At 33.4% G+C, this 24,616-nt stretch carries 30 protein-coding genes; 21 read left to right on the top strand and 9 right to left on the bottom strand.

Annotated features, from left to right (window positions below; genetic code table 11):
• The first annotated feature begins 4 nt into the window (after positions 1-4).
• Entirely contained in the window at positions 5-424 is a 420-nt protein-coding gene (locus DVK85_RS10965; protein WP_114678479.1) for a thiol-disulfide oxidoreductase DCC family protein, read from the top strand.
• A gap of 108 nt (positions 425-532) precedes the next feature.
• Here the strand turns inward: DVK85_RS10965 and DVK85_RS10970 are convergent, their stop codons facing one another.
• The 3 genes from DVK85_RS10970 to aroC form a co-directional block, all read right to left on the bottom strand.
• Positions 533-2,119 (bottom strand): T9SS-dependent choice-of-anchor J family protein, encoded by a 1,587-nt coding sequence (locus DVK85_RS10970; protein ID WP_114678480.1) that lies wholly within the window; start codon positions 2,117-2,119, stop codon positions 533-535.
• A gap of 123 nt (positions 2,120-2,242) precedes the next feature.
• The gene (locus DVK85_RS10975) at positions 2,243-3,172 is read right to left on the bottom strand and encodes a T9SS type A sorting domain-containing protein (protein WP_162845329.1); all 930 of its coding nucleotides are present in this window, start codon (positions 3,170-3,172) and stop codon (positions 2,243-2,245) included.
• Positions 3,173-3,323: 151 nt separating this feature from the next.
• On the bottom strand, positions 3,324-4,388 hold the full coding sequence (gene aroC / locus DVK85_RS10980; RefSeq protein ID WP_114678482.1) for a chorismate synthase: 1,065 nt from the start codon (positions 4,386-4,388) through the stop codon (positions 3,324-3,326).
• Between the two features lie 265 nt (positions 4,389-4,653).
• Here aroC and DVK85_RS10985 point away from each other — a divergent pair, with 265 nt between their 5' ends.
• The gene (locus DVK85_RS10985; RefSeq protein ID WP_114678483.1) at positions 4,654-6,177 is read left to right on the top strand and encodes a DEAD/DEAH box helicase; all 1,524 of its coding nucleotides are present in this window, start codon (positions 4,654-4,656) and stop codon (positions 6,175-6,177) included.
• Between the two features lie 16 nt (positions 6,178-6,193).
• On the opposite strand, the gene nudK is transcribed toward DVK85_RS10985, so the two are convergent.
• On the bottom strand, positions 6,194-6,781 hold the full coding sequence (gene nudK / locus DVK85_RS10990) for a GDP-mannose pyrophosphatase NudK (RefSeq protein WP_114678484.1): 588 nt from the start codon (positions 6,779-6,781) through the stop codon (positions 6,194-6,196).
• Positions 6,782-6,800: 19 nt separating this feature from the next.
• Entirely contained in the window at positions 6,801-7,301 is a 501-nt protein-coding gene (locus DVK85_RS10995) for a GNAT family N-acetyltransferase (protein ID WP_114678485.1), read from the bottom strand.
• Positions 7,302-7,442: 141 nt separating this feature from the next.
• On the opposite strand from DVK85_RS10995, the gene DVK85_RS11000 reads away from it, so the two are divergent.
• The 5 genes from DVK85_RS11000 to DVK85_RS11020 all read left to right on the top strand — a co-directional run bounded on the left by DVK85_RS11000 (position 7,443) and on the right by DVK85_RS11020 (position 11,851).
• Positions 7,443-8,606 (top strand): hypothetical protein, encoded by a 1,164-nt coding sequence (locus DVK85_RS11000; RefSeq protein WP_114678486.1) that lies wholly within the window; start codon positions 7,443-7,445, stop codon positions 8,604-8,606.
• Between the two features lie 203 nt (positions 8,607-8,809).
• Complete coding sequence (locus DVK85_RS11005; protein WP_114678487.1) at positions 8,810-9,358, top strand: type 1 glutamine amidotransferase domain-containing protein; 549 nt, start codon at positions 8,810-8,812, stop codon at positions 9,356-9,358.
• An 87-nt stretch (positions 9,359-9,445) separates the two neighbouring features.
• The gene (locus DVK85_RS11010; RefSeq protein ID WP_114678488.1) at positions 9,446-10,219 is read left to right on the top strand and encodes a dienelactone hydrolase family protein; all 774 of its coding nucleotides are present in this window, start codon (positions 9,446-9,448) and stop codon (positions 10,217-10,219) included.
• A gap of 27 nt (positions 10,220-10,246) precedes the next feature.
• Positions 10,247-10,732 carry a hypothetical protein gene (locus DVK85_RS11015; protein WP_114678489.1) on the top strand — a complete coding sequence of 162 codons (486 nt, stop codon included), beginning with the start codon at positions 10,247-10,249 and terminating at the stop codon, positions 10,730-10,732.
• Between the two features lie 87 nt (positions 10,733-10,819).
• Positions 10,820-11,851 carry a M28 family metallopeptidase gene (locus DVK85_RS11020; RefSeq protein WP_114678490.1) on the top strand — a complete coding sequence of 344 codons (1,032 nt, stop codon included), beginning with the start codon at positions 10,820-10,822 and terminating at the stop codon, positions 11,849-11,851.
• A 90-nt stretch (positions 11,852-11,941) separates the two neighbouring features.
• Here DVK85_RS11020 and DVK85_RS13510 read toward each other — a convergent pair whose 3' ends face one another.
• Positions 11,942-12,130 (bottom strand): hypothetical protein, encoded by a 189-nt coding sequence (locus DVK85_RS13510; RefSeq protein WP_127960585.1) that lies wholly within the window; start codon positions 12,128-12,130, stop codon positions 11,942-11,944.
• A 218-nt stretch (positions 12,131-12,348) separates the two neighbouring features.
• Positions 12,349-12,723 carry a helix-turn-helix domain-containing protein gene (locus tag DVK85_RS11025; RefSeq protein WP_114678491.1) on the bottom strand — a complete coding sequence of 125 codons (375 nt, stop codon included), beginning with the start codon at positions 12,721-12,723 and terminating at the stop codon, positions 12,349-12,351.
• A 105-nt stretch (positions 12,724-12,828) separates the two neighbouring features.
• On the opposite strand from DVK85_RS11025, the gene DVK85_RS13585 reads away from it, so the two are divergent.
• The 4 genes from DVK85_RS13585 to DVK85_RS11045 all read left to right on the top strand — a co-directional run bounded on the left by DVK85_RS13585 (position 12,829) and on the right by DVK85_RS11045 (position 14,402).
• Positions 12,829-13,023, top strand: a complete 195-nt coding sequence (locus DVK85_RS13585; RefSeq protein ID WP_114678492.1) for a hypothetical protein — start codon at positions 12,829-12,831, stop codon at positions 13,021-13,023.
• A gap of 262 nt (positions 13,024-13,285) precedes the next feature.
• Positions 13,286-13,525 (top strand): hypothetical protein, encoded by a 240-nt coding sequence (locus DVK85_RS11035; RefSeq protein ID WP_114678493.1) that lies wholly within the window; start codon positions 13,286-13,288, stop codon positions 13,523-13,525.
• Between the two features lie 94 nt (positions 13,526-13,619).
• Positions 13,620-14,066, top strand: coding sequence for a DUF6146 family protein (locus DVK85_RS11040; protein WP_114678494.1), 447 nt, complete (start codon positions 13,620-13,622; stop codon positions 14,064-14,066).
• Between the two features lie 30 nt (positions 14,067-14,096).
• Positions 14,097-14,402 carry a DUF6787 family protein gene (locus DVK85_RS11045; RefSeq protein ID WP_114678495.1) on the top strand — a complete coding sequence of 102 codons (306 nt, stop codon included), beginning with the start codon at positions 14,097-14,099 and terminating at the stop codon, positions 14,400-14,402.
• Positions 14,403-14,436: 34 nt separating this feature from the next.
• On the opposite strand, the gene DVK85_RS11050 is transcribed toward DVK85_RS11045, so the two are convergent.
• Both DVK85_RS11050 and msrA read right to left on the bottom strand, forming a co-directional pair.
• Entirely contained in the window at positions 14,437-14,964 is a 528-nt protein-coding gene (locus DVK85_RS11050) for a hypothetical protein (protein ID WP_114678496.1), read from the bottom strand.
• Positions 14,965-15,325: 361 nt separating this feature from the next.
• The gene (gene msrA, locus DVK85_RS11055) at positions 15,326-15,871 is read right to left on the bottom strand and encodes a peptide-methionine (S)-S-oxide reductase MsrA (protein ID WP_114679050.1); all 546 of its coding nucleotides are present in this window, start codon (positions 15,869-15,871) and stop codon (positions 15,326-15,328) included.
• Positions 15,872-16,126: 255 nt separating this feature from the next.
• Between msrA and DVK85_RS11060 the strand changes: the two genes are divergently transcribed.
• The 10 genes from DVK85_RS11060 to DVK85_RS11105 all read left to right on the top strand — a co-directional run bounded on the left by DVK85_RS11060 (position 16,127) and on the right by DVK85_RS11105 (position 24,547).
• Positions 16,127-16,789, top strand: coding sequence for an ABC transporter ATP-binding protein (locus DVK85_RS11060; RefSeq protein ID WP_114678497.1), 663 nt, complete (start codon positions 16,127-16,129; stop codon positions 16,787-16,789).
• 3 nt (positions 16,790-16,792) lie between these two features.
• Positions 16,793-18,490, top strand: a complete 1,698-nt coding sequence (locus DVK85_RS11065) for an LIC_10190 family membrane protein (RefSeq protein WP_114678498.1) — start codon at positions 16,793-16,795, stop codon at positions 18,488-18,490.
• 2 nt (positions 18,491-18,492) lie between these two features.
• A complete protein-coding gene (locus DVK85_RS11070) occupies positions 18,493-19,257 on the top strand; it encodes a TIGR02757 family protein (RefSeq protein ID WP_114678499.1) in 765 nt (254 codons plus the stop codon).
• A gap of 93 nt (positions 19,258-19,350) precedes the next feature.
• A complete protein-coding gene (nhaC, locus tag DVK85_RS11075; RefSeq protein ID WP_114678500.1) occupies positions 19,351-20,808 on the top strand; it encodes a Na+/H+ antiporter NhaC in 1,458 nt (485 codons plus the stop codon).
• A 91-nt stretch (positions 20,809-20,899) separates the two neighbouring features.
• Positions 20,900-21,631 (top strand): class I SAM-dependent methyltransferase, encoded by a 732-nt coding sequence (locus tag DVK85_RS11080; protein ID WP_114678501.1) that lies wholly within the window; start codon positions 20,900-20,902, stop codon positions 21,629-21,631.
• 2 nt (positions 21,632-21,633) lie between these two features.
• Positions 21,634-22,344: a ZIP family metal transporter gene (locus tag DVK85_RS11085; RefSeq protein WP_114679051.1), complete on the top strand. Its 711-nt coding sequence runs from the start codon at positions 21,634-21,636 to the stop codon at positions 22,342-22,344.
• A gap of 23 nt (positions 22,345-22,367) precedes the next feature.
• Entirely contained in the window at positions 22,368-23,183 is an 816-nt protein-coding gene (gene murQ, locus DVK85_RS11090; RefSeq protein ID WP_114678502.1) for an N-acetylmuramic acid 6-phosphate etherase, read from the top strand.
• Positions 23,170-23,397, top strand: a complete 228-nt coding sequence (locus DVK85_RS11095) for a DUF6095 family protein (protein ID WP_114678503.1) — start codon at positions 23,170-23,172, stop codon at positions 23,395-23,397. Before murQ ends, DVK85_RS11095 begins: the two co-directional genes overlap by 14 nt.
• Positions 23,387-23,767 (top strand): DNA topoisomerase IV, encoded by a 381-nt coding sequence (locus DVK85_RS11100; RefSeq protein ID WP_114678504.1) that lies wholly within the window; start codon positions 23,387-23,389, stop codon positions 23,765-23,767. The genes DVK85_RS11095 and DVK85_RS11100 overlap by 11 nt, the downstream gene beginning before the upstream one ends.
• A gap of 9 nt (positions 23,768-23,776) precedes the next feature.
• Positions 23,777-24,547, top strand: a complete 771-nt coding sequence (locus DVK85_RS11105; protein ID WP_114678505.1) for a TerC family protein — start codon at positions 23,777-23,779, stop codon at positions 24,545-24,547.
• Positions 24,548-24,616: the final 69 nt, after the last annotated feature.

Genomic DNA, 24,616 nt, shown 5'->3' on the forward strand with positions numbered 1-24,616 from the left:
TGTTATGGATTTAGTAAACCTGCCGGAAGATAAAAAGATAATACTGTTTGATGGTGTTTGTAACCTTTGCGACAGCACTGTACAATATTTGATTAAAAGAGATAATAAAGATGTTTTCCGTTTTGTAGCACTGCAATCAGAAATTGGAAAACAAATTATTGAGCACATCGGTATAGATATTACTAAAACAGACTCTATAATTCTATATGAACCCGAGAGAGCTTACTATTATAAAGCAGAAGCAGCTATTAAAATAGCAGCGCAATTAGGAGGTATATATACTTTGATGCAAGTATTTTCGATATTACCTAAAAGCTTTAATAATACTATTTATGACTATGTTGCCAAAAATCGTTATAAATGGTACGGGAAGAAAGATGAATGCATGATACCCACACCAGAGATGAAAGCTAAATTTTTATAATTAAAAAAGTCCTTGAAAAATTCAAGGACTTTTTTTTGATATATAATATATATCAAAAAAATAAGCCCCGCGTAAAGCGGGGCTTATAAATTATATGTAAACTAATAATTAGTTTTTAACAATTTTTTGAGATGAAGTACCTTTATCAGAAGCGATGTTCATGATATAAAGACCTGAAGCAAGATCAGAGATGTTGATTTGAGCTTGGTTAGTACCGTCAAATTCAACTGATTTTACTGTACGACCGTTGATATCTACAATCTGAACGTTGTTTAATCCAGCGTTAGCTGAAATGTTAACTACATCATTAGCAGGGTTTGGATATACTGCAAAGTTAGAAGCAGTAACTTCTTCTGTTCCTAATACAGATGTAACATAAACGCTATCTAATAAAAGACCACCATTCTCTTCTGCTGTATGAGCTGGAGAAGTATAGTGAAAACCTAAGTAGTAAACTCCATCAGCATCAGGAGTAAATGTGTTAGTAATCAATGTGTACTCTTCTGTAGAGAAATCAGCATCTGCAAGTGAAGCTAATGCAATTGTTTGCGCTTCAGCAGTGATATCAGCACCAGCAGTTACAACAAGGCTATTAGTGTTTCCTGCTCCAGCAAGTAACGCTTTTCTAACCCAGTATGTAACTGTTACTTCGTCACCTGCAGTAAGATTAAGACCTCTTGAGAATAACCAGCTATCAGATGCAACAGCTGTACCAATTACACCTGCAAATATAGTACCGTCAACTGCAGAAAATGTCTCATCAGCAATATAAAAACCCCATGCTCCACCATCTACAGCATTGTTTGCAGTTTTCCAGCCATCTCTAGCAGATGTTTCAAAGCCATAAGCATAAGATATATCTGTAGGATTAAACTCAGTAGTAAATGAAAGTGGTCCCGCCCAAGCGCTATACTCTCCGTCACCACAATCAGTTCTTACATAAAACTGATAAGTTGTACCTGCTTCTAAATCTGTAAAGTTAGCTTCAGCAGTTGCTGCAGTCATAGAATCTCCTGTTCCTAGTTCAAAATCAGGAGCTCCATATTCAACTTCATAAGTTACACCATCAACAGCAGTCCATCCAATATTGAATGTAGATGTAGTAGGTGCTGGATCAATAACTGTAAAACCAGCAGGAACAGCACACCCAACAACAACATCATTAGATACACTAACCAAATCAAGGTCAAATGCAAACATATCAGTAGTTTCAGAAACGAAAGCTATGTATACTGTTTCACCTTCGTAAGCTGATAAATCATAGCTATAGCTATAAAAAGCAGTACCACTTGCTGGTGCTACTTCTGCAATTAAAGTAGTTGTAAATGCAGCTGCAGTCGCATCAGTTGTAGATATTTTTACAGAAATAACTTCTGGATAAGCTGCATCACGACTACGTGCCCAGAATGAAAGAACGTCAGATACGCCATCAGTAACATCAACAGCAGGGGTAATTAATAAATCATCATGTGCTGTTGTACCATACTGAATGGTAGCAATGTTAGTACCGTCTTGAGCTATAATGTCTGCACCTGTAAGATCTGCAATAACCCAAGTTTGAGCAGCATCTCCTCCGTTAATAACTGTCCATCCTGTTGGAAGTTCTGTCGATCCTTCAAAACTTTCAGTAAATTGAGCGTTTGCCGTGAATAAGGAACCTAAAAAGAAAGCCCCTAAAAGTAAATGTTTTTTCATGGTAATAGTTTTTAATTTTTTCCAAAAATAGTAAAAAAAAATACTGTACCAATTTTTATTATGTTAATATCAACAAAAAAACAGACCTAAAAGGTCCGTTTCTTATGATATCATAAATAAAAGTTAATTTTTAACTACCTTTTTCACGATCTCCCCTTTATCAGAAGAGACTTTCATTATATATATACCAGACACTAAATCAGACATATTAATTTGTAAAGTAGTTACATTATTTATATCTGCAGATTTAACTATACGTCCATTTATATCAATAATCTTATAACTATTAATAAATGTATTGTTATCGTTACTTATAGTTACAATATCGTTTACTGGATTAGGATATACAGCAAAAGATGACACCAATACATCATTAACACCAAGTGTAGTGCTTACAGTTACATTATCAATATTATAAGACGTCGCCCAATCATCATAAAGGAAACCTAATATATTTATAGTTGTACCTTCATAAGCATTAATAGTAGTTATAGCTACATCATTAATATAATAATCAATAGTACCCGCTTCATTAAATCGTGTTCTTACATTATACCATGTATCTGCTGTAAAAGTTCCTAATGCTGCATATTCATAATCTCCTGCATCATCATAACCGCTAACTGCATATATACTACCATCATAATTAAAAATAACCGATGAAACTGCTGTCAAAGCTTCGGTAGTAGCATCATAGTTAAAACTGTATAAATAAAGGTTAGTTCCGTTAGTAGTATCAAGACCATCAACATATACATCTTGTGTAACCTCATAAGTAGCACCATCAATTGTATATACTGGACTAAATACTCCGTATAAATCTTCGGGTTGTGAGTTAGTACTAACTAATTTTAAAGAATAATCGCCATCGCTCAAATAATCATCTGATACAGTAGCGTTAGCCGATGGTGTATCGCCATACAAGCTCCAATTGTTTTGACCATTGATTTCTCCCAGTATAAAACCTTCTGATGTTTCGAAAGAAGTTGTTTGGGCATTAAGTGAAAATATGGATGCTAATAAAGCTGCTCCAAATAGTAAATGTTTCTTCATTATAATAGTTTTAAATAGTTTTTCAATATTATTAAAAAACTCAACTACTACATCTAAATGAAACAAATTATAGACAATCACAATAATACAAACTACCATTACTATAAAACTATCGATAGTTTGCATCAAAATTCACTATAAAACAGCTATTTTATTGTCTATTCAGGCGTTCTTTAAGGTAAAAATCGGCAATTACCAGTGCTGCCATCGCTTCAACTATAGGTACAGCCCTTGGTACTACGCAAGCATCATGCCTTCCTTTGCCTTGCATTTTTACTATTTTTCCATCCTTATTTATGGTTTGTTGGCTCTGCATTAAAGTAGCTACAGGTTTAAAAGCTACTCTAAAATATATATCCATACCATTGCTTATGCCTCCCTGAATACCTCCTGATAAGTTTGTTTTTGTAGTACCATCTTCATTAAACAAGTCATTATGTTCGCTACCTTTCATCTTAGCACCACAAAATCCACTACCATATTCAAAGCCTTTTACTGCATTAATAGAGAGCATTGCTTTACCTAACTCGGCATGCAGTTTATCAAAAACAGGTTCACCAAGCCCTATGGGCACATTTTTTAGTACACAAGTAATAGTACCGCCAACGGTGTCACCTTGTTTTTTCACATCTTTAATATAAGCTTCCATTTTTTCGGCAGTAGCTCTATCAGGACAACGCACAGGATTACTCTCTGTTAAACTAAAATCTAATGCCTGATACGGCTTATCAATAAATATTTCTCCAACAGATGATACAAAAGCATTTATAGTAACCTTTGCCAATAGTTGTTTTGCTATAGCACCCGCCACTACCCTACTCACCGTTTCGCGTGCCGAACTTCTTCCGCCCCCCTTGTAATCTCTTATACCATACTTTTGTTCATATACATAATCGGCATGCGAAGGACGATAAACATCTTTTATATGCGAATAATCGGCACTCTTCTGGTTTTCATTAGGTATAATAAAACCTATTGGTGTTCCAGTAGTTTTCCCTTCAAACAATCCTGAAAGAAATTGTACTTTGTCAGATTCTTTTCGTTGCGTTACAATACTAGATTGTCCAGGCTTGCGCCTACCTAGCTCTTTTTGTACTTCATCTATATTAATAGTAATACCCGATGGGCAACCGTCTATAATTCCCCCCATAGCCTCTCCGTGCGATTCTCCAAATGTTGTAATCTTAAATAAATCGCCAAATGTATTACCTGCCATAAAATTTAATTTTTTGTTCTGCAAAGTTAACTTTAATAGAATACTTGTGAAACCTCATTAAAGTTTAAAATAATTATTGCTTTTTGTTCGTTTTTTAGTTATCATTAAGCTGTGCTCTAAAAACAGTAAAAAGAAGAAATGTTGCTAATATTATTAGCAATCATATTAACATATATAGAAAATCACATTAATATTCAAGAATTATGATTTTATAAACGTAAATATCTATCTAAATACATATTTTTGAAAATTATCACATCTCTTTATGCAAACAGAAGAAAACGCCGAGGACAGGAAAGAGCTGTACCACTACCAAAAGGAAGACATAGATGCCGTATTTGAAAAATTTGAAGGGCGTCCCGATAGTTATCACTTATTATATCAGCTACCCACAGGTGGCGGAAAAACAGTTATATTCTCTGAAATAGCTCGACGATATATCGAAAAGTACAAACGAAAAGTACTGGTACTTACCCACAGGATAGAGCTTAGTAAGCAAACATCGAAAATGCTGAAAAGCTTTGGTGTAAAAAATAAGGTAATAGACAGTAATATTAAAGAACTACCAGACTATGACGATTATTCGTGTTATGTAGCCATGGTAGAAACGCTTAACAACCGTCTTAAAGACAAAAAATTCCATATGGATTCTGTTGGGCTTATTATTGTAGATGAAGCCCACTATAATTCTTTCCGTAAGCTATTTACATACTTTAAAAACTCATTCTTTTTAGGAGTTACCGCAACACCTTTAAGCTCTAACATTGAGTTGCCTATGTATGAAACCTATGATGAACTTATTGTAGGCGAACCTATACAGTCATTAATCAATAAAGGATACCTTGCTAAAGCAGTAATGTATGGTCACGATGTAGAGCTAAACTCATTAAAACTTGGTATTAATGGAGATTATACCGTTAGCTCTTCAGATGAATTATACTCACGCTCTATTATGCAAGATTTGTTATTGCAGTCTTATGAAAACAGAGCGAAAGGTAAAAAAACATTGATATTTAATAATGGTATTAATACCTCTTTATATGTATATGAAACCTTTAAGGCAGCAGGCTATACTATAAAGCACTTAGATAACAAAACACCCGAAGATGAACGAAGAAAAATATTAAGCTGGTTTAAAAATACTCCCGATGCTATTGTTACCTCTGTATCAATATTAACCACAGGGTTTGATGAACCTACGGTAGAAACCATAATACTTAATAGAGCAACACGTTCGCTTACCTTATACTTCCAGATGATAGGGAGAGGATCGCGAAAATTACCTAATAAAGATACCTTTACGGTTATAGATTTAGGTAATAATACACAGCGTTTCGGGTTATGGAGCGATACTATAGACTGGCACTACATTTTTAAACACCCTGAGCAATTTTTAGATAACATACGTACTGATACTGACATTGAAAGTCAGCATGTATATGAAATGCCCGATGCACTTCGTGAAAAGTTTAAGAAAACTCCCAATATGGAGTTTGATGTCGAAAAAGAATATGCATTAGCAACAGAAGAAAAATTAAAGCCAAAAGCTGTAATAGATAAATCTATAAATCAACACGCTATAATGTGCATTGAAAATACTGATAGTATTCCCGAAGCACGAAAACTAGCTAAAGAACTAGACCAAGATATAGAGTATCGTGTAAAACAGTATGCAAAGCTACTGGCAAAAACAACCAAAAATTACAAGCAATGGCTTATTGATGATTATAAGCATCGACTAAATATAATGATTGGTAAACTCTATTTACAGCATTACTTAGAAGATTAAATACAAATAATAAATACTATAACAAATTGTGAATTTGGGCATATTGCAGTAGCATAATAGTTTTGGCATCTTTAATTTCGCCTTTGGCTATCATTTCATTGGCTTCTTTAAAAGGAATTTCGAGCACTTCTATATTTTCCTGTTCATGCGCTGCACCACCGCCTTCACTTGTTTTCATAGCATCAGAATAAGCTGCTACAAAAAAATAAAGTATCTCAGTAACAGAACCAGGAGACATATACACTTCCATTACCTTTTTTATTTTGGTAAGCGTGTAACCTGTTTCCTCTTCTGTTTCTATTCTTATACATTCTTCAGGGTTGTTATCATCTAGCATTCCTGCGCAGGCCTCAATCATCATACCATCGGTATTACCATTAAACCAAGTTGGTATGCGCAATTGACGTGTTAAAACTACCGTTTGTTTTTCTTTATTATATAGTAAAATTACAGCTCCATTACCTCTGTCATAAACTTCACGCTCCTGCACTTGTATAGTACCATTTTTTAATAGGTATTCATATTTTACTTTATTAAGTGTAGCCCAGTTATTCGATAATGTTTCTGTCGAAATTACTTTTATATTACTCTTATTGTCTTGCATAGTTATTATTGTACAAATATTAAATAGAATGCATTTCTTTTTCCATTATATAATCTTCCATCAGGTAGCCTCTTCCTATATCAATGTCTTCGGTTCCTGTTTTTATAAAGCCCGTTTTATTATAAAAATTTAAAGCGGTATTAAAACGGTTTACATTAAGGGTTATTATAGTATTTCTATTATTTCGTGCTTCTCTTTCTATCGCAGCAAGCAATAACCTACCCACACCTTTGCCTTGCAATTGCGGCAATACATATAGTTTATGTATTTTAGTTATCTCTGGCTTATAATTAATCTCATAAGATGCAAAACCATAATAATTAGTTTCGTCTTTAATTAATAAAAACTGATGTCCTTTTATTTCAAGCTGTTCTGTAATAGATTTCGGACTATACATCATACCAAACATATACTCCAGTTGTGCTACCGATAGTATATCTTTATAAGTAGGTCCCCATACCTGCTCGGCAAGTTTATTTATTAGAACAACATCTTTTAACGATGCTTTAACAATTTCCATATTTGTATTTTTTAACGAAAACCCTTGTATTTATTAGCTTTATTAAGAGATGCTAAAGATAATAAATAATATTGGCACAGTAATTGAATATTACAAACCAAACAACTAAAACATAGCCTAGGGCATTAAAAATACACGATTATGAAAATGAAAATAAACCACATTGCCATATTTGCTTTACTCTTCGTAAATCAAATTTTTGCACAAGATGTTACTACTGTAACGGCAAATAGTTACGATATTAGCGATAATCTTGATTTAAAAGCAGTAGCCTCTATATTTGGTGAATCAAGAGATTTAGAAGATTTTGAAAGAAGGCTAAACGATCCTAATATACAAATATCTAACTTAGACCTTAATAATGATAATAGAGTAGATTATTTGAGAGTTATTGAAGTAACCGAAAATAACACGCACCTTATCATCTTACAATCTGTATTAGGGGTAAATACTTTTCAGGATGTAGCTACTATTGAGGTAGAGAGAGACAGATATAACAATGTACAAGTACAAGTAGTGGGCGATGTATATATGTATGGACCTAACTATATTTATGAACCTGTATATGTATCGCGACCTTTTATATTTGATGTGTTTTGGGTTAGTAGTTACCGTCCTTATTACTCACCATGGTATTGGGGTTACTATCCTACTTATTATAGTTATTGGAATCCATACCCTGTGTATAGATATAGAAACAATATACACGTACACATAAATAACCGAAATTCTTATAATTATGCATCTACTAGAAGAAGTAGCCGTGCTGTTACTTTGCATAATTCAAGGAGAGCAAACGCCTATGAAAGACAACACCCAAACAACTCTTTTACAAGAAGAACTAGCTTAAACAATAGGTATGCGCTAGAACAAAGCAGAAGTACTTATAGCACACGAAACAGTACCAATGCATCCTCTAGAGGTACTTATACTAATTCATCTAGACCTACATCTACTTCTCGCTCTACTACAAGTAATGCTGTAAGAAGCTCTAACATAAATAGAAGCAGCGTAAGAAATACGAATACCAATAGCTCAAGAAGTTCCTCTTCACCAGCTAGGTCAAGTTCAACATCAAGGAGCAATAATAATTCGTCTAGATCCTCAGGACAAAGTACAAGAAGTTCTTCTTCTACAAGAGTTACAACGCCTACTAGTACAAGAACTAGCACGCCCACTAGCACTACAAGATCAAGCTCAGGTTCAAGTACAAGAAGCACTGCTCCATCAAGAAATAGTACTAATTCTTCTTCTTCACCAACAAGAACAAGCTCATCATTTAGTTCAAGAAATTCCAGAGGTTAATAATTATATATTCAAAATGAGAAAGGAAAGCACTGCTATTGCAGTGCTTTTTTTAGTATACAAATATATTTTTCCCCTTCTTTAAAAAGAAATATAATTAACAAACATTAATACAATTTTAGCACTGTATTAAAACATATTAGCGATTATGGTTCATAATTTTGTGAATGTAATAATTTACTAACCATAAAATATTTAAAATTATGAGCAAGAAAGTAGCTATACTAGCAACAAATGGATTTGAAGAAAGTGAATTGAAATCACCTAAAGATCGTCTAGAAAAAGAAGGTTGGACAGCAGACATTATAAGCCTTAAAGCAGGGAGTATAAAGTCGTGGTCTGGTGAAAACTGGGGAGATTCTTACAATGTAGATAAAACATTAGATGAAGTTTCGGCTTCAGATTATCATGCACTTGTATTACCTGGCGGAGTGGCTAACCCCGACCTACTAAGAAGAGAAGAAAAAGCTATTAGTTTTGTAAAGGACTTTTTCGAACAGAAAAAACCAGTTGCTGCTATATGCCATGCACCGCAATTACTAATTAACGCCGAAGTTGTAGAAGGAAGAATACTTACATCGTTCCCATCTATAAGAAAAGATCTTGAAAATGCAGGAGCAAAATGGGTAGATAAAGAAGTAGTAGTAGATAACGGATTTGTTACTAGTCGTAGCCCAGAAGACCTAGATGCCTTTAACAGTAAAATGGTAGAGGAAATTAAAGAAGGGAAACACGAATTGCAACAAGCATAACTCAAAAGTTAATTTACATCAAGAAAGCTCTTATACATTGTGTATAAGAGCTTTCTTGATTATATTTAACACATAAAACCAATTATCATGAAACTGAAATCATTATTATGTATTACACTTATAATTATGGCACTACAAACCAATGCACAATTACGATCTGTAGAATATAACGATGGTAACCAAAAACTTAACGGTTTTGCCATTGCTCCCGAAATACAGACACCCGAAACTCCAGGCATACTTATACTTCCGGCATGGAAAGGTATTAATGATCATTCAAAAAGAGTAGCTCAAGAACTTGCCGATTTGGGTTACTTTGCTTTTATAGCCGATATATATGGTGAAGGTAACTACCCAAAAAATACTAAAGAGGCAGGAGAACGCTCAGGGTATTATAAAAATAACCCCGAAAAATATCAAAAAAGAATAAGCCTTGCTATGGATGAGCTTATAAAATATGGAGCAAGTCCTGAAAATATTATAGTTATAGGTTATTGTTTTGGCGGTACAGGTGCTCTTGAGGTTATGAGGGCGCAAATGGCTGTAAGAGGTGTAGTATCTTTTCATGGTGGGTTATGGAAAAACCCTGAACGAGATAATAAGAAAATAAAATGTAAAGTATTGATTTTACATGGTGCTGATGATCCTTATGTTCCTCAAGAACATGTTGAATTATTACAACAGGAAATGAAAGATGGTAATGCCGACTGGCAGATGATATACTACGGCAATGCAGTACACGCTTTTACAGAAGAAGAGGCAGGAACAGATAACAGTAAAGGTGCGGCTTATAATGATATAGCTAATAGACGTAGTTGGCAACACTTTCTACTATTTTTAGATGAAACGTTTAACGAATAATCTTATATAAAATCCAACTAAACAATTATGAAAATCATTTCCTTACTTTTTACCGTATTTATATATTTTATAGCGCAAAATTCTTATAGTCAAGAAACTCTAAAAGATAGTGCTTATAGTGCCGATTATGAAAAACTTAAAACACTACACCTAAAACAACTTATTTCGGAAACCCATATTGAATCTTCAAAATTGATGATGTCATTCATGAAAAAAATGAATCGAAAAGATAAAACGCCAATAAAAAATCCTGATGATATCATTAATTGGGTAAAGGATAATATGGAGCAAACTGATTTTCTAAGTTTTACTCAAGCTGAGTTTGAATGGGGTATCATAAACAAATTACAAATGGAGAGCATACAGGAAAATCAAGAATATTATAATTTTATGATAGTAGCAATGCGCAAGCATGGCGTCGAAATAATAACTGATGAAGCTATGAATACCATGGAAGAATATCCTGAAAAATTTGGCTTACCTAAAGATTTTAAAAAAATGCGTGGACACTAGAATTATAGCCAGAGCCTTAGCTCTGGCTATTTTATTTTTTTTGAGAAGTTGAGATTAAATAATATATTTACTCAAATAAATTATTTTATGAAAAAATCGTTTCTCTTACTTCCCCTATCTTTATTAGTATTATCCTGTAGTACTGCACACCGCGCACAACAAAAAGATTATGCTAAGGCTAATGTGGTTAAATATATGAACACCATTACTCCTGCTGACCTTGAGAAGCATTTATACATAGTAGCTTCTGATGAAATGGAGGGGCGTAATACAGGTGAACAAGGACAAAAAAATGCAGGTAAATACTTAATTAGTCAATATGAGGCGAATGGTATATCCTACCCCACCGGAGCAGACAATTTTTATCAAAAAGTTCCTTCGGAGTTTATGGCAAGAGCTTTTAGCCCGAAACTAAATGACTCAGAGAATATTTGGGCATTTATAAAAGGAACAGAGAAACCTGATGAAATACTAGTAATATCTGCACACTATGACCATATAGGGATGAAAAATGGGCAGGTATATAACGGTGCCGATGATGATGGGTCGGGTACTGTATCTTTATTAGAAATAGCTCAAGCTTTTATGGAAGCTAAAAAAGATGGGTATGGTCCTAAACGTTCTATATTATTTCTTCATGTTACTGGTGAAGAGCACGGGTTACATGGTTCTCGTTATTATAGTGAGCATCCGTTATTCCCAATTGCGAATACTATTGCCGATCTAAATATCGATATGATTGGACGCAGGGATAATGATCATACAGATAATGGCAATTATGTATATGTAATTGGTTCAGATAGATTGAGTACTGATCTACATAATATAAATGAAGCTGCTAATAAAAAATATACTCAACTAGAGCTTGATTATACCTATAACGACAGAAATGACCCTAATCAGTTCTATTTCAGGTCAGACCATTATAATTTTGCTAAAAAAGGTATTCCTATTATTTTTTATTTTAATGGTGTTCATGCCGATTATCATCAACCTACAGATACTCCTGATAAAATAGAGTACGATCTTTTAGCAAAACGTGCACAACTTGCTTTTGTTACAGCTTGGGAGCTTGCTAACCGCGAGAATCGCCCAGTAGTAGATAAAGATGGAAAATAAAACATAAAAAGATATAAAAACAAGAAAACTCCGAACTATCGGAGTTTTCTTGTTTTATTAAAGAAATTAGTAAATACAAAAAGTATCTCTTTATTTTTTTTTATTGGAGAAGAAATCCCAATTAATAATTACACCTGTTATACATATTGCCATTAATGTTATAAGTAGGGAAATATAAATCACATCATTAAAGGTATCTATATCAGACACTTTTTCTATAAAGAAATATAGCGAAATAAAGAAAACCAGTATTGATAATAATAGCGAAAATAATTTCATGCCTTTTATCTTTTAATAAAGAATAGGTATTTTTTCATGGCTAAAGAGAGTATATTAAAAATTCTCATCTTTAAGTATACACCATCAATAAATAGTTTTTTACACTATAATTCCACACTCATATTCTTCCTAACAAATGTAGAATTTTTTTAGATACAAAGTAGTTTCTCTTATTTTTTTTATCCGTAGTAAAATTACTACACCTATGTTTATGTATGCTATTTATGTAACAATGTGTCTATCGTTACTTTCATAGCAGCTATGGTTTGTTGCTGTGCTTCTATAGCTTTCAATAAAGCTTCTTTTTCCGTTTCATATACAGGAGCTTCAGGCTCATTCACTTTCTTTAACAAACTACCTCCTGCGGTATACCCTTTATATTTTATATATAAATCTTCGTTTATAAACTCATCAATAGTAAGGTTAAATTCTTCGCAAATTTTTTGTATTACTTCTATCTTAGGATAAGAAATCCCTCTAATATAAGTACCTACAACACTTTTTTTAAGCCCAAACTTAGCACCAAACTCGTCCTGCGACAAAAAATTATTTTCGCACAAATATTTGATATTTAATCCAATAAAATTCTTCATCTCAAAATTAATAATATATTTGTAGAGAAATAATTGTTTTAACAATTTAATTTCGTAGTTTAATCTTTATAAATATAAAGAAATTTATTGCAAATAATATAATTTATGACAGTAAGTGATTTATTAAAACAGAGAAACAAAAAAATTTTAGAACGTTATCACCAACTAAAACAACTAAAAATGAAAAGCAATGATGCTAAAAAAATTATCAGTACTGAGTTTAATAACCTTTCTTTATCTACAATTGATCAGGTTATATATAACAAAAACTATTCTAATAGTCCATATTCTAAAGAATAAATACCTGTAGGGATACAATCGTTTTTTAAACATGAATGCATAAAGCTCCAATTAATTATTGGAGCTTTATTGTTTTAACATTCACCCTTATTTTTTTAGAATAATAGCTAACAGAAAGTTAAATAAAGCCTGTGTTTATAAACTTTAAGAGAACCTTAATACAGTAAGCTTATTGCAATGGCTAACTTAGTAATATACAAAAGGAAATAGTATTGAATTACTGTTTTTACAGACCAATTTAATAATCAAAAAATTAAAAAACATGAGCAATAAAAAAGTAGTTGTAGGTGTTGCAGCAGGTGTTGCAGCCTTAGCAGTAGTAGGTTTATTATTAAAAAGAAAAGGACATCTTGATGGGTTATCAGAAAAAGTAGATGATTTAAGCCACGACCTTAAAGATCGTTTTAAAAATGTAAAAGAATCTGCTAAGAGAAAATTCGATGAGGTAGTGAAAAAAGGCGAAGATATAGCCGAAAAAAACCAAAAAACAATTGACGCATAAGCTTAATAGGCAGAAAATATAATAACGCAATTTAAAGAAGCCTTTTCTATATAGAAAAGGCTTCTTTTTTTAACTTTATACAAAATATAAAATCATGAGAAAATATAGTATTATAATAGTAGTTGTATTAACGCTTATATATAGCTGTAAGTCGCAAGATAAAATACAAAAAGATAAAGCTGCGGTTGTTAAAAACGAAACTAGCACAATAGTTAACGATACCGTACGAATAGCTAATGATAAACTGGAATATGAAGTTATAATAATAGAACCAGGGTTTAACGCTTGGTTAGCATCACGAGCACGTCAAAGAGGCTATTATGGTCAGCCTTATCTTGAAGTAAAAAATCGACAATGGGTTACTGAATGGAATATAAGAGCCATGAACCCGCAACGTTATGGCAATATGTATCAAATGCAAATAGATTACAGACCACAAATTGACTATGGCTATGAAGTAAACTACTTACTGTACAACTACCTTGTATATTTCCAACAAACTAACCAACAAAAGCTGGGAGGTATTGTACCACAATACTAAAAAAGGTATATTTGCCTACAGGCTTTTATTATGAAAAAATTAAAAAAACGTTGGGAAATAACAAGTAACTTTCAGCTTGTAGTAATATTTATTGTGTTTGCTGTTACAGGCTCAACATCTGCCTATCTTTCTAAACCTGTCTTAACATGGATGGGGGTTACTAAAGAGACTCTTCCCTTATATTTTTATATACCGCTATACCTCATACTAATATTCCCTATATACCAAGTACTGCTTGTATTTTTCGGGTTTATTTCAGGACAATTCCGCTTCTTTTGGAAATTCGAAAAGCGAATGCTAAAAATGGTTGGCTTAGGTTTTTTATTTAAAGAATAAAAAAGACAGTTATAAAAGATATTAGTACTTTATTTTAAACTTCCCCAACAGATATTATAATTTTATCCTCGCACCAAGATTTTAATATACTCATAAAATTATATGTTATATCTTGATAACTACCAAATTTATCAGTATAATCATATTTAAGCCAATCTTCAAAATAGTTTTCTAATATTACGAAGAGATGCATATCAATATTTTTTAAATCAGCATAAAACTTACTGTAATCGAAGGATTTATTCGGACAAGCTTTAGCAGAAAAATATATACCTATATAGCAGTCTATAGCTTTATCCAAATATACTAACCCTTTATAAGAATCAAAACAAAAACCTTTTTGTAGTAAGTGAAAATCTTCATTTTTTCCTTTATCTAAATAATAATCATCTTGAAAATCTTCAACATCATATCCTAATTCAAGAAAAAGAGGAAGCATTTTAATATGATTTAGATTATTAGATATATTATCTAATAAATCTTGAGAAAATATTTTATGTAATTTTACATCTGAAAGTGAGTTTATCTTTAAACAACCTCCAATATATACTCCTACTTGCATTAAATATATATGCAATAATTCATGAGTAAATGAGGAGCTCTTTAAGTTATCAAATTGTACGTAAATAATGTGCTTATTATTCTTGGAATAAACTCCATATGAAGAATAATTTCCAATTGATATAGATATATTTTCCGTATTAATTAATCTGTTCCATAATTCCACATTCTTTTCATCTAATAGATATTTCAGATATTTTTTATTCCTAATTTGATTTTTGACTCTCCTAAACATCATACGTTATACTTTATATATTTAGAAGTAAATATAAATACAGTTAAGAAAATTTTCTTAATTGTGTTTGATTTTTTTATTAACTATATTATTAACAAAAAAGCCCCGCATTGCAGGGCTTCAATCATTATTCTTTAAGTTTCGACTTATAATTCTTTTTCAACTTATCTAGCTTGGGTGCAATTACAGCTTGGCAATAAGGCTGGTTTTGGTTTTGTGCATAATAATCTTGATGATTATCTTCGGCAGGATAAAAAGTACTTGCCTTAGACACTTTAGTAACTATTTTTTTACCAAATATATCTTGCTCAGTAAGCAACTTAATAAAATTTTCCGCAGATGCTTTCTGTGTTTCGGTAGTATAAAATATCTCACTTCTGTATTGTGTGCCCACATCTGCCCCTTGTCTATTTAGCGTAGTTGGGTCGTGTGTAGAGAAAAATATTTCTAATAAATCTTCATACGCCACATCGTCAGGATCAAAAGTTATTTTAATAGCTTCGGCATGACCACTATAACCACTACATACCTCTTTATAAGTTGGGTTTTCGGTTTTCCCTCCTATGTAGCCTGATACCACTTTATCTACCCCTTTAAGATCAGTAAAAAAAGCTTCGGTACACCAAAAGCATCCCCCTGCAAAAATGGCTATTTCTGTTTTTGTGCTATCCATGTTATTTGTATTTTCTTTTATTTCGCTTAGGTTTTCATCATTTACAGTTGGGGTCTTCCCTTTCGACTGGCACGAAAATGAAACCATAGCTACTAGTATTAGCATTACTTTATTCATAAGTTTTACAAAATTAATGATTAGTATTCTCGATTAAAGTCTGCTTAACGAAACTTTACAATTATTACATACTAAATATTGTGCCAAAAAAGATTTATTCTTTTTTAAATTGTTTGTTTCTTTGTGAAAACTGCACGAATGATACAGGCAAAAAATATACACAAATACTATGGCGATCTTCATGTATTAAAAGGAGTTAGCTTACACATTAAAAAAAGTGAAATAGTTTCGATAGTAGGAGCATCGGGTGCCGGAAAAACCACGCTACTACAACTGTTAGGTACGCTCGATAAACCGAGTAAAGAAAATGGAACTTCATTACTTATAAATAATGAAGATGTACTAAACATGAAAGATAAAGCCTTATCTAAATTCCGTAACCTGCAACTCGGTTTTATATTCCAGTTTCACCAGTTACTACCTGAATTTTCGGCTCTCGAAAATGTTTGTATTCCTGGATTTATAGCCAATAGACCTAAAAAAGAGATTGAGGCCGAAGCAAAAAGATTATTAGACTACTTAGGGTTATCACACCGCATAGATCACAAACCGGGAGAACTTTCGGGTGGCGAGCAGCAACGTGTAGCGGTAGCAAGGGCTTTAATTAACAACCCAGCCGTAATTTTTGCCGATGAACCTTCGGGAAACTTAGATACTGCTTCTGCCGAGAACCTGCACAAGCTGTTTTTTAAACTACGCGACGAGATGGGACAAACTTTTGTAATTGTTACCCACAACGAAGAACTTGCTAATATGGCAGATAGAAAACTGGTAATGAGCGATGGTAATATAATAAGGTAAATTATGCTTTTAATACTCATCAGTTGGCTTTATATAAGTTTCATCTCTATTAATTTAGGGTGTTTATTTGCTAAACTGTTAAGTATAAAAAATAAAGATTTCTCGGTCACGGCACTACTAGGGTTATTTGCCACTACCCTATTAGCATCATTTTGGGCTATTTTTAAAAACATTGGTCTTGAATTTCATATTTGTCTACTATTTATAACACTGGTATGCTCCTATTTTTTAAGAAAAGATATCAAAGAGGTAGTATACACCAGTCTATCGCGCATAAAAAAAATTGCTCCATTTTTTAAAATTTCGTTGCTCTTAAACTGCTTATTAATTGTAGCACAATGTGCTACTGTACCTTATGTAATAGATAATGAGTCATACTACATACAGACTATAAAATGGCTAAATGAATACGGACTTGTAAAAGGTGTAGGTAATGTCCACTTCTTTTTGGCACAAACCAGTGGTTGGCATATAACCCAAAGTGCATTCAGTTTTTCATTTTTATACCCTAATTTTAATGATATAAGCGGGTATTGCTTATTGCTTGGTAACATCTTTTGTATCCTAAAGCTAAACCAATACTTTACAGACAAGAAATTCCATAACCTAGTTATAGGGATGTTACCGTTGGCTAATGTGTTTCTATTTCAGTTTATAAGTGCCCCATCACCCGATATACCAATTTATATCCTAAGCTTTATTATATTTAGCTATTTCCTTAGCAGTACCACCGAAACATACACGAATGATTTTAAACTTATTAGTATATTTATTATATATCTGATTTTTATAAAAACCACAGCCGTAGCACTATTGCTACTTCCGCTAATAATGTTTTTTAGTAATACTAAAAAAGCATTTAGCACTTTTGTGCCTATAGGTATTACAGGCGTGTTAACATTGGCTGCTTTTGTTGTAAAAAATACAATTGTCAGCGGTTATCCGCTTTTTCCGATAATAAATATTGCTTATGACTGCGACTGGATAATTCCTAAAGAAATAGCCCAGCGCTATTATGACGAAACTAAAGTATATGGATACCTGTTACAGAAATCTGTTTACAATACCATGAACTATAAACAGCTTTTCGTTAGATGGCTAACACTCCCAAAACTACATGGGGTATTTAACCTTATAGGTATGGGTCTTATACTTATTACCCCTATAGGCATTTACAAGTTTAAGAATGAAAAAAAATGGTGGATACTGTACCTTTATATGCTTGTGCAAATGGTACTTTTATTTTTATCATCACCACAGTATCGTTTTTTTATAAATACAGTATTGCTGTTCTCTTTTTTCTTTGCAACACTACTATTTACAAGTCAAAAAAGTTTAAAAATACTTTTTACACTCAGTATAGTGGCAGTTGCTTATGTGTTGTTTATACCTATAGACCTGAATAAATTTGCAGAAAACAAATTTGCTACAGCAAACAGTAGCTTTAAACCACAAGAAATTATAATACCGCACAGCAATAGTAAGCTTGACACTAAGTTTGAAAAGGTTACTATAGACAACTTTACTTTTTGGTCGCCGTTAAACAACGAATTCTTTTGGGTTTCAGGTAATGGTCCTGTGCCCTGTGCAAACAAAGACCATATCTATAGCTTTAAAAAAAGATACGGAGTTATACCACAAATGAGAGGAAAGAGCCTTAAAGATGGCTTTTATGCTAAAAAAACAGAGAATAAACCTTGATAATGACTCAAAACGAACTAAAAGATTTTCTTGACGAAAAGGTAGTACTATACAATAAACCCGATTTTATAGAGTCTGACCCTATACAAATACCACATCTTTTTATGCAAAAAGAAGATATAGAAATAGCAGGATTCTTAGCAGCTACTATTGCTTGGGGTAATAGAAAAATGATTATTAATAATGCCCACAAAATGATGGAATTGATGGGTAATAGTCCCTACGATTTTGTGATGAGCCATAAAGAACATCATTTGGACTCGCTTGAAGGCTTTGTACATCGTACCTTTAATAGTACAGATTTTACCACATTTATAAAGGCTTTGCAAAACATCTATATTAAACACAACGGGCTAGAAGGGGTGTTCGCTAAAAACATCAAAAACAATAGTATGCAAAAAAGCATCCACGAGTTTAAAAAAGTTTTTTTTGAAGTAGCACACCAGCCTCGTACGCAAAAACACGTATCTGACCCTTTGAATGGTTCAGCAGCAAAACGTATTAATATGTTCTTGCGCTGGATGGTACGCGATGATACTACAGGAGTAGATTTAGGGATATGGAAAAGCATTTCGCCCTCAGCCCTCTCCTGCCCGCTCGATGTACACAGCGGTAATGTAGCGCGGAAACTAGGAATATTAACCCGTAAGCAAAACGATGCCAAAGCCTTAGCGGAGTTAGACACACAACTGCGCCTTATGGATGCTACCGATCCTGTAAAATATGATTTTGCTTTATTTGGGTTGGGTGTGTTTGAAAAGTTTTAACAACTACATTTCATTATTACTATTAAATCGGCATATTAAATTAGCATTAGCATAATTTTACTAAATTGCATCCTTTAATACTGCAAATTTTACATGGACAATACTCCCAGTACTCCCGATACTAAAAAACCAATAAGCCTTTTTCAGGCACTTATACCCGTTGTTTTACTTGTTATCATTTTAGCCTATAATGTATATATCTACGGAGATGACGCCCTTAGTGGCTCTAACCAGTTTGTACTGCTTATAGGGGGAGCCATTGCTGCTATAGTGGGTTTTGCTAACAAAGTGCCATATCATAAAATGCTCGAAAAAGTATCTAAAAATATAAAATCGACTGCGGGTGCTATATTAATATTACTACTCGTGGGCGCATTATCGGGTACATGGCTATTAAGTGGTATTATACCAGCAATGATATATTATGGATTACAAATATTAAACCCCGCTGTTTTCTTGCCTGCCTGTGTGGTAATATGCGCCATAATATCTATCGCTACAGGAAGTTCATGGACAACCTCGGCAACTGTAGGTATCGCATTAATAGGCATTGGCAATGCTATGGGTATGAACTCTGGTATGGTAGCGGGTGCAGTAATATCTGGCGCTTATTTTGGCGATAAAATGTCGCCATTGTCTGACACTACCAACCTTGCCCCTGCTATGGCGGGTACAGACTTGTTTACCCATATACGCTATATGGCATTTACTACCGTACCTACCCTTATAATAACATTAATACTTTTTATAATACTGGGGCTTACACAAACTATATCGGGTACTGCTGATGCGACAGAAACACTAGTGGCAATTAAAGAAAGTTTTAATATAAACGGATGGCTCTTTCTTGTCCCTGTTATTGTTATTGCACTTATTGTAAAGAAAACCGAACCACTCATTGCTCTAATGCTGGGTACGCTTTTGGGCGGATTGTTTGCCCTTATATTTCAGCCAGAACTTGTAGCTAAAATTGGCGGAGCTGATACATTAACATTTGCATCGGGCTATAAAGGTGTTATGAATGCCATAACAGTAGAAACCTCTATAGCAACAGAAAATGAAATGTTGCAAGATTTATTTACATCGGGTGGTATGCAAAAAATGATGGGTACTATATGGCTCATTCTTTGCGCCATGGTATTTGGTGGTGTTATGGAGGCTATAGGTGCGCTACGTACCATTAGTAATGCATTGCTAAAAGTGGCAAAAGGTGTATTTGGGCTTTTTGCGAGTACCGTAGCGAGTTGCTTAGCGTTAAATATAACAGCATCTGACCAATATCTTGCTATTGTAGTACCTGGTAAAATGTTTGCCGATGCCTATAAAGAAAAAGGTCTTGCTCCCGAAAATCTAAGCCGCACGCTCGAAGATTCGGGTACTGTAACATCGGTACTTGTTCCTTGGAACACTTGTGGGGCATACCAGTCGGGCGTATTAGGCGTAAGTACTTTTGACTATCTACCTTATGCCTTCTTTAATATAATTAGTCCTATAATGACGCTTATTTTTGCTGCTTTCAATATCAAAATCAGGAAGCTAATAAAAAAATAAAACCACATTATCGCAACAATGTTGCATTTATTAAAATAGTATGCCTTGTATACGATAATTATTAATAAATTTGCAGCCACAAATAATTTCTATGCAAGAAGAAAAATGTAACTGGTTTGCATCGTGGTTCGATACACCTTACTACCATATTTTATATAAAGACCGTGATTATACCGAAGCACGAGCTTTTATGGATAATCTTACTAATTATCTTAACCTACCCGAAGAAGCAAAAATACTTGACTTAGCCTGCGGTAAAGGCAGACATTCTATATACTTAAACGAGTTAGGGTATGATGTTACAGGAGCAGATTTATCTGAAAACAGTATTGAAGCTGCATCAAAATATAGTAATGAAAAATTACATTTTAAAGTACACGATATGCGTGAACCTTTTGATGAAAAGTTTGACGCTATATTTAACTTGTTTACTAGTTTTGGGTATTTTGAAAATGACGAAGATAACTTTACTACACTAAAAGCAATACGCGATAGCCTTAGCGAGTATGGTTTTGCAGTAATTGATTTTATGAATGTAGAGTATGTACTTAAAAACCTTGTAGCAGAACAAGTTAAAGTAGTAGAAGGTATCGAATTTCATATTAAAAAACATTTGAAAGACGGTCATATCATTAAAGAGATAAACTTTGAAGATAAAGGCAAAGCCTATCATTATACCGAAAAAGTAAAAGCATTAAGACTCGAAGATTTTGAAGCTATGATGGAAAAAGCAGGAATTTATTTACTTGATATTTTTGGCGATTATAAACTTCATAAATTCTCTAAAAAAGAATCAGAACGTTTAATTATGATTTTTAAATAATGATGATATATATACTTCCGCTATTATCTGTCGTTTTGGGTTATATAGCAGCGTTGATTTTAAAACCCACAAACAAAAAGAGTATTAAGTTACTACTTGCATTTAGTGGTTCTTTTTTGCTATCGCTCACAGTAATGCACCTGCTTCCTGAAGTCTATGAAAGTAGTATGCACGGGCATGAAGGTCATGTACACGAACACACAAACAACCCTATAGGGCTGTATATCATGGCAGGTATAATATTCCAAATTATACTAGAATATTTTTCTAAAGGTGCAGAACACGGGCATGTACACGGGCAGGGTCATGAACATAGTAATAGTATGCCTTGGCTACTGTTTATTAGTTTATGTATCCATGCATTGCTAGAGGGGATGCCTGTAAGCCACCACCACGATTTGGCATGGGGCATAGCCATACACCACTTCCCTATTGCTATTATACTTACAGCATTCTTTGTAAATTCAGGACTAAATAAAACAGCTATATTACTATTTATAATGGCATTTGCAGTAATGACACCTTTAGGCACATTACTATCGGGGCAATTAGCATTTATAGGAAATTATTATACTGAGATTTCTGCTATCGTAGTAGGAATATTATTCCATATCTCATCTACCATTATTTTTGAGAGCAGCGAAGGGCATAAATTTAATATGGCAAAGCTTTTAGCTATCATATTGGGGGTTATTATGGCATATTTTCTATAATTTTACGCTAAAAGCAATTTATCATGTCTTTTACAAGAACTACAGAGCAAAGCTCAAAATATGAACATTTAGAAAAAATGTCGGTAGCCGAGTTATTGCACAACATTAATAACGAAGATAAAACAGTACCGCTTGCCGTAGAAAAAGCATTACCGCAAATAGAAAAGCTGACAGAGAAAGTAACGGCACAGCTAAAACTGGGTGGTAGGCTTTTTTATATTGGCGCGGGTACAAGCGGACGCTTGGGTGTTGTAGATGCCTCGGAGTGTCCTCCTACTTTTGGAGTACCATTTGATCTTGTAGTTGGTATCATTGCTGGTGGCGATACTGCTATACGCAAAGCAGTAGAGTTTGCCGAAGATGATAAAAATCAAGCATGGAAAGATCTAAGCGAATATAATATCAATAGTAATGATGTAGTAATAGGCATAGCAGCATCGGGTACAACACCTTATGTCATTAGTGGGCTGAAAGCTTGTAATGAAAATAATATCACGACAGGATGCATTACGTGCAATAGTGGTAGCCCACTAGAACAAGTAGCTCAATACCCTGTAGCAGTAGTAACAGGTGCAGAGTTTGTAACAGGCAGTTCGCGTATGAAAGCAGGCACAGCCCAAAAACTGGTACTTAATATGATATCTACCACCGCTATGATACAGCTTGGCAGAGTAAAAGGTAATAAAATGGTAGATATGCAACTTAGTAACCACAAGTTAGTAAATAGAGGCATAAAGATGTTAATCGATGAATTAAACATTTCTGAAAAAGAGGCTACTACCCTACTAAACGAACATAAAAATGTAAGAACCGCAATAGAACATTATGGCTACAAATAAAACAATATTAGTAAAGGGACTTAAGTATATGGGGTGGGCACTACCGCTATTTTTTATAGGTCCTACCATAATACATAGTTCTTTTAAAAATCAAAGTCATCCACTATACATTCCTGTATTAGGGTTGGGTATTATTTTTTGTTTATTAGCTATTGTAATGGTCGTTATGGGATTAAAAACAATAATAAAAAGTCTTTTTGAAAATGAAAAATAAAATTAATTATATACTATTTTTTAGTGTATTTCTTTTAACCGCGTGTTATAATCAGGAACGTAACTGTGCTGATTTTAAAACGGGAAAGTTTAAATTTGAACACGAAATTGATGGTGAAAAGAAAGTCACTTATTTTGAGCGCGATGACAAGATAGAAATTGAAACCTATGAGGGAAAAACAGATACTGCATCCATTCGCTGGATAAATGACTGTGAGTATATACTCGAAAAAATAAATCCTAAAAATATGCAGGAGCAGAAAGCTGTACACATGAAAATTTTAACTACAAAAGAAGATTCTTATACCTTCGAGTTTTCTATTGTAGGTGATAGCAACAAACAAAAAGGAACCGTTACTAAAATAAACTAAGTTATGACTATGGAATTTTTATCCGCTCCAGATACCTGGATAGCACTGTTAACCCTAACTTTTTTAGAAATTGTACTGGGTATAGATAATATTATTTTTATTTCTATTGTAACAGGGAAGTTGCCTGAAAAAAATAGAAAACGTGCTACTCAAATAGGGTTATTCCTCGCTATGTTTATGCGAATAGGATTATTGTTTGGTATTACCTTACTTATCGCTATGAAAGAGCCTTGGTTTAATGTCGACTGGGGTTGGTTTAGTGCCAGTTTTACAGGGCAAGCTATCATACTCTTAGCAGGAGGTATATTTTTAATATATAAAAGCACAAAAGAGATTCATGAAAAAGTAGATCATAAAGGTGAAGAAGAAAAATCATTAGGTAGTGCTGCTAAAAAATCATTTAGTAATGTAATTGTACAAATACTACTTATAGACCTTATTTTCTCAGTAGATTCTATTCTTACAGCCGTGGGTATGACCAACGGATTATCTGGAGCGCTTTACATTATGATTGCGGCAGTAGTAATATCAGTAGGCGTTATGATGCTTTTCGCTGTACCCGTTGGCAACTTTGTAAATGCAAATCCATCTATACAGATACTGGGGCTTGCTTTCCTTATACTAATAGGCTTCATGCTTACTACAGAGAGTATGCACTTATCAGGCGCACAACTTGCAGGACAACATGTAGGAGCTGTACCAAAAGGCTACCTATACTTTGCTATTGCTTTCTCTCTCGCAGTAGAGTTCATAAACATGAAAATGAGAAAGAAAAAATAATTATCAAATTAACTGATAAAAAAAGAGGAACTATTAGTTCCTCTTTTTTATTATACTCTATCAATGATA

Source organism: Flavobacterium arcticum, assembly GCF_003344925.1.
Classification (GTDB): domain Bacteria; phylum Bacteroidota; class Bacteroidia; order Flavobacteriales; family Flavobacteriaceae; genus Flavobacterium; species Flavobacterium arcticum.